4 protein-coding genes and 3 tRNA genes are annotated in these 4,650 nt (G+C 48.8%); 1 reads left to right on the top strand and 6 read right to left on the bottom strand.

Going from position 1 to position 4,650, the window contains the following annotated elements; translation table 11 throughout:
- Positions 1-289: DUF167 domain-containing protein (locus ACKOVI_RS00790; RefSeq protein WP_509601873.1), on the top strand; the 289-nt coding region annotated here is incomplete at its 5' end.
- Here the strand turns inward: ACKOVI_RS00790 and mgtA are convergent.
- From mgtA to ACKOVI_RS00820, 6 genes are all read right to left on the bottom strand, one after another.
- Positions 266-2,605, bottom strand: a complete 2,340-nt coding sequence (mgtA, locus tag ACKOVI_RS00795) for a magnesium-translocating P-type ATPase (RefSeq protein ID WP_509601875.1) — start codon at positions 2,603-2,605, stop codon at positions 266-268. The two genes, ACKOVI_RS00790 and mgtA, sit on opposite strands and share 24 nt — an antisense overlap.
- 33 nt (positions 2,606-2,638) lie before the next feature.
- Positions 2,639-2,712: transfer RNA gene (locus tag ACKOVI_RS00800), tRNA-Phe, on the bottom strand.
- 63 nt (positions 2,713-2,775) lie between these two features.
- A tRNA-Asp gene (locus ACKOVI_RS00805) sits at positions 2,776-2,849 on the bottom strand.
- A 36-nt stretch (positions 2,850-2,885) separates the two neighbouring features.
- A tRNA-Glu gene (locus ACKOVI_RS00810) sits at positions 2,886-2,958 on the bottom strand.
- A gap of 49 nt (positions 2,959-3,007) precedes the next feature.
- Positions 3,008-3,928 (bottom strand): DUF2157 domain-containing protein, encoded by a 921-nt coding sequence (locus ACKOVI_RS00815; RefSeq protein ID WP_509601877.1) that lies wholly within the window; start codon positions 3,926-3,928, stop codon positions 3,008-3,010.
- 3 nt (positions 3,929-3,931) lie between these two features.
- A partial coding sequence (locus ACKOVI_RS00820; protein WP_509601879.1) for an SIMPL domain-containing protein occupies positions 3,932-4,650 on the bottom strand: 719 nt, incomplete at its 5' end.

Raw genomic sequence — 4,650 nt, forward strand, 5'->3', positions numbered from 1 at the left:
GCAGTTTCTTCTCGAGATTCGCGTAAGGCCAAATTCTTCCCGTAACAAAGTTGGCGGATCTGTTGGTGAACCGCCACGGCTAGTGGTTGCAGTGCAAGCGCCAGCAGTTGATGGCAAAGCAAATCAAGCTGTTATTAAAGAGTTAGCGAATGCATTTAATCTGCGCGCCCGTGACTTCACAATCGTCTTCGGTGAACTCGGGCGAGATAAGCGGTTGCTCATAGCTGGTGATGCGGAAGCTCTGAAGACACGTCTTGAAGAATTACTAGGAGAGCCTCGGCTCTTGTAGAACTCGCCTCTTCACCACTTCGTTGACTGCCGCATAGATCACAATTAACCCGGCGAGGGTAGCAAGCTGTACTGCCGGCACTCCATCAATTTTGAGTGAGTGCCCAATCAGGGTGTAGGGCAGAGCCAAGACGATAAGTGCAAGTAGGGCGCTTGATATCGCCAGTCCTTTTCCTGGCTTGCTTCGCCAGAATGGGCGCTGGCTCCTGAGAACCAACATGACTACCAATTCAGTCAAAGTTGATTCGATAAACCACGCACTTCGGAAGAGAACTTCATCGGCATGAAAGATGTTGATGAGTAGCCAGAATGTGAGCAAATCAAAGAGAGAACTAATGACACCAAAGATGAGCATGAAGCGTCGAATAGATTTGATATCCCAACGGGTAGGCCGCTGAAGGCTTTCTGGGTCAGTGTTATCGCCGGCGATCATCAGCGCCGGGAAGTCCGATAGAAAATTCAACAGCAGTATCTGGATTGGGAGCAAAGGAAGGAATGGTAGAAATATCGAGGCGATTGCCATAGAGAGCATATTTCCGAAGGCAGCGCTCAGGCCGACCCGTATGTACTTCATCGTGTTAAGAAATGTCTTGCGTCCTAATTGAACTCCATCTGCCAACACACGTAGATCGGATTCCAAAAGAACTACAGCAGCAGAATCCTTTGCAACTGGAACTGCATTGCTTACAGAAATTCCTACATCTGCAGCTTTAATTGCAGCGCAATCATTTATTCCATCACCAAAGAATCCAACAGTATGGCCAATTCTCTTCAACGCTAAGACTATTCGCTCCTTCTGAATGGGATCGACTTCAGCTAATACCCGGACATCACCTAGCGCTTCCTGAAGCTCTAGTTCGCTCATTTCGGATATGGCTTTGCCATCTAGAACTCGACTGGTTTTCAAGCCAACTCGATTGGCTATGTACTGGGCAGCAAATGGGTTATCGCCGGTAATCAGAAAAGGTTCGATTCCAAGTTCTTTGAGCTGCGTAATCGATTCTTTTGCGTCCGGTTTTTCTGGATCAATAAAGAGAAGAAAACCTTCAAGGTGCAACTCTGATTCATCAGCGTGAGAGAGCGAAGTTGATGCACTCCGCTTAGAGGCCACTGCAATTACTCGCCCGCCCTTGCTGCTTAGCTCTTGAAAAAGTGCATCGATGCGCTCTCGATAACCTGCAAGTTCGACTAGCTCTCCTTCAATTAATAAGGAAGAGCACTTATCTACGACTGAGTGGAAGGCACCTTTGGTAACAATTTCACCTTCAGCGGTAAGAATTGAGAGCATTCTTCGAGTGAAGTCGTAAGGTATTTCATCTAGAGCAGCGATAACGGGCGGCTCTGGATGAGCGGCAACGATTGCTTGGTCGATGGGATTGAGAAATGATTTTTGAAGACTCGCATTGAGCGCCGCTAGTTCTAGAACTCGATTACTCGCTTTTCCCTCGCAATCGATTGCTCGATCGAGCGAGACGGTTCCCAAGGTAAGCGTCCCGGTCTTATCTGTGCAGAGTGCGGTCATGGATCCAAAATCCTCAATGACATCCAATCGTTTCACGAGCACTTTTTTAGTTGCCATAACATGTGCGCCAGCGCTGAGTGACACGCTAATAATGGCCGGAAGCAATTGCGGGGTGAGGCCTACCGCTAATGCCAATGAGAAGAGGAGTGATTCTAAGAGCGGGCGATGAAAGTAGAGGTTGACAAGGAAGATGAGAGTTACGAGAAAAAACATCGACTTCGCAATTAACTTTCCGAAGTCTTCAATTCCAATCTCAAAAGATGTACGAGGCGGAGCAGCTTGTAAATCAGCCTCTAGTTTTCCAAATCGAGTATCTCGACCAAGAGCAAAAACTCTTCCTTGCGCTGTACCGGAGACGACATGAGTTCCGAAATAGATCTCACCTTCAGACTTTTCTACTGGGAAAGATTCGCCAGTCAGTGCAGATTCATCCACCATTAAATCTGATGCAATTATGATCTTGAGATCGGCTGGGATCAGATCGCCAGCTTTAAGAAGGACAACGTCACCGATTGAAAGAGATTCTTCATCAATGAAGAGTTCTTCACCATTACGTATTACCCGAACGGGAGTCGCCAATTGTGTGAGAAGGCCATCCATGATTCGACCAGCTCGATGCTCCTGTATAAAGCTGAGAAGGCCACTGGGAATAATGATTGCCAGAATGATCAGGCCATCAATAGTGTCACCAGCAATTATTGATATTGCGGTAGCAAAGAAGAGAATCAAGACAATAGGAGAGGAGAACTGCTTGATCAGAAGGGCTGCCGAATTGCCCAAGCGTTTTTCTCTCATAGAGAGAGCATGACATAGAGAGGAAGAGAAGAGTGGCTCGGGACAGGATCGAACTGTCGACCTCACGATTTTCAGTCGCGCGCTCGTACCAACTGAGCTACCGAGCCATTATGTAATTGTTAACTGCCTTAGTAAGAAAGAGAGAGCGTGTGGACACTCTCTCTTTCTAGCGACCCGGACGGGACTTGAACCCGCGACCTCCGCCGTGACAGGGCGGCGCGCTAACCAACTGCGCTACCGGGCCTTGATAAATCAAAGCCGTTACTGCAAGTGCCTTACGTGCCCCCAACGGGATTCGAACCCGTGTTACCGCCGTGAAAGGGCGATGTCCTAGGCCCCTAGACGATGGGGACGTATGAGGCTGGGAAAGAATACCGGGTCAGAGCGCAGGCTCCAAACCGGTTATCTGCTCTTGCGAATAGCCACCATCGAGGTTGAAATCAATGTAATTCCAGCTGCTAGCAAGCCAATCAGTGCCCCTAATGAACCACCCAATGTTGCGGCGACGAATTCGCCAGTCGTGACAGTAGTGATGGCAACCGCACCAAGAAGTAGCGGCCACCTGCGATCGATGAGAAAGATAAAGGCAGATGCCGGAGCGACGACAATCGCAATCAGATATGAGATGACTCGGTGATCTGTGGCGAAGAGAAATTGCGTTGCAAGAAAGAAAGTCGCCATTGAAATCAGATAACCAAGAGTTTGATTAACTTTTCTCTCGAAGGAGAGATAAACCCAGATACTTCCCAGCGCAACCCACCACAATGCGTAAACAGCACTTTGATCTGGCTCAACACCGTAGAAGCGACCGATTGTCATAAAACCTGTAATAAAGAGAAATCCATAGCAGCCAATATGCAAAATCTCATGGCGGTATCGAATAAACGAATACAAGGCGACAGCCGTACCTGTCAGAAATGGAAACCAAGGAGCGCCATTGGTGTCAGCGGCAAAAGCGGCCGCACCCGTTGCCGCGATTGCCGCGCCCATTGAGAGCACGCTGGTGAGTCGAAGGCGCATCGCATTGAGATCGCTTAAGTAATGGGCAATAACGAGAAGCGCGATTGAGACAAATGCGGCAGCTGCGGTTTGAACAGCGCGCGGTGCATCTCCCCAAAATTTTCCTGCAATAAAAAGGACGGCAATGATGACGAATGCGCCGCCGAGATACGCCGCAATTTCAGCGAAGATGCTCTTTCGTGAATCTGGACCATCGAGAGCTTCAAAGCGAGAATCTATGAGCTCGGATTGCTCTGGGCTAATAGATTCTTCTTCGACGAGAGTCTTAAGAACTTCGCGAAGTCGCTTCGAACCTTCTTGCATGAATTACAACACCCACTGCACTGTTACAGAGACGGTGACATCCTGCTGACCAAGATCTACCACAGTCGAAGCATCTTCCGCCTTTGCTGATGCAGCGTAGACGGGTACCGAAATTGCCGGGCTGCCGTTCTCGGTGAGGTAGTTAACCTTTCCGAGTTTTACTCCTAGCAGCTTGGCATATGAAGTTGCCTTCGCCTTTGCATTCTTAACAGCTACTGCGCGTGCAGATTCTGCTGCCTTAGCTGAATCGAGAATAAATGGTGATACTGCATTGATTTGCACCGCATCACCAGCTGCAGCAACGACCGCATCAACAACTGCGCCAGCAGAAGCTGCTGCGCGGATAACGACTGAAAATACCTGTGAACCACGGTAGCCAGTCAGAGTAGATCCGCCATTGCTGTCGTATTTGTATTCAGGGTAGACAGTGATGTTCTGTGTCGCAATATCTTTTGTCGAAATACCGGCAGCAATCAACGCTTTACGTACAGCAGCTGCATTGGTGGAAGTTGTTGCAAGAGCCTCTTTATTAGTTGGTGATACTGCAGTCACAGTCGCGGTCAATCGAACTGCATCTGGTGCAACCTTGACTGTTCCTTCGGCGCTCACAGTGATGTAGCGCGTCGATGTAGCAGCCGAAGCCGATACAGGAGATGCTACGCCTGCGATGAGTGCGAGGGGAGTAAGTAGGAAAAGTGTTTTCTTAATCAATGAGGTTGTCA

It is taken from the genome of Candidatus Planktophila sp. (assembly GCF_046070465.1).
In the GTDB taxonomy this organism is placed as follows: domain Bacteria; phylum Actinomycetota; class Actinomycetes; order Nanopelagicales; family Nanopelagicaceae; genus Planktophila.

Excerpts from the sequence above, each read along its gene's own strand:
- mgtA (WP_509601875.1), bottom strand. The coding sequence starts at position 2,605 with ATGAGAGAAAAACGCTTGGGCAATTCGGCAGCCCTTCTGATCAAGCAG.
- ACKOVI_RS00815 (WP_509601877.1), bottom strand. The coding sequence starts at position 3,928 with ATGCAAGAAGGTTCGAAGCGACTTCGCGAAGTTCTTAAGACTCTCGTC.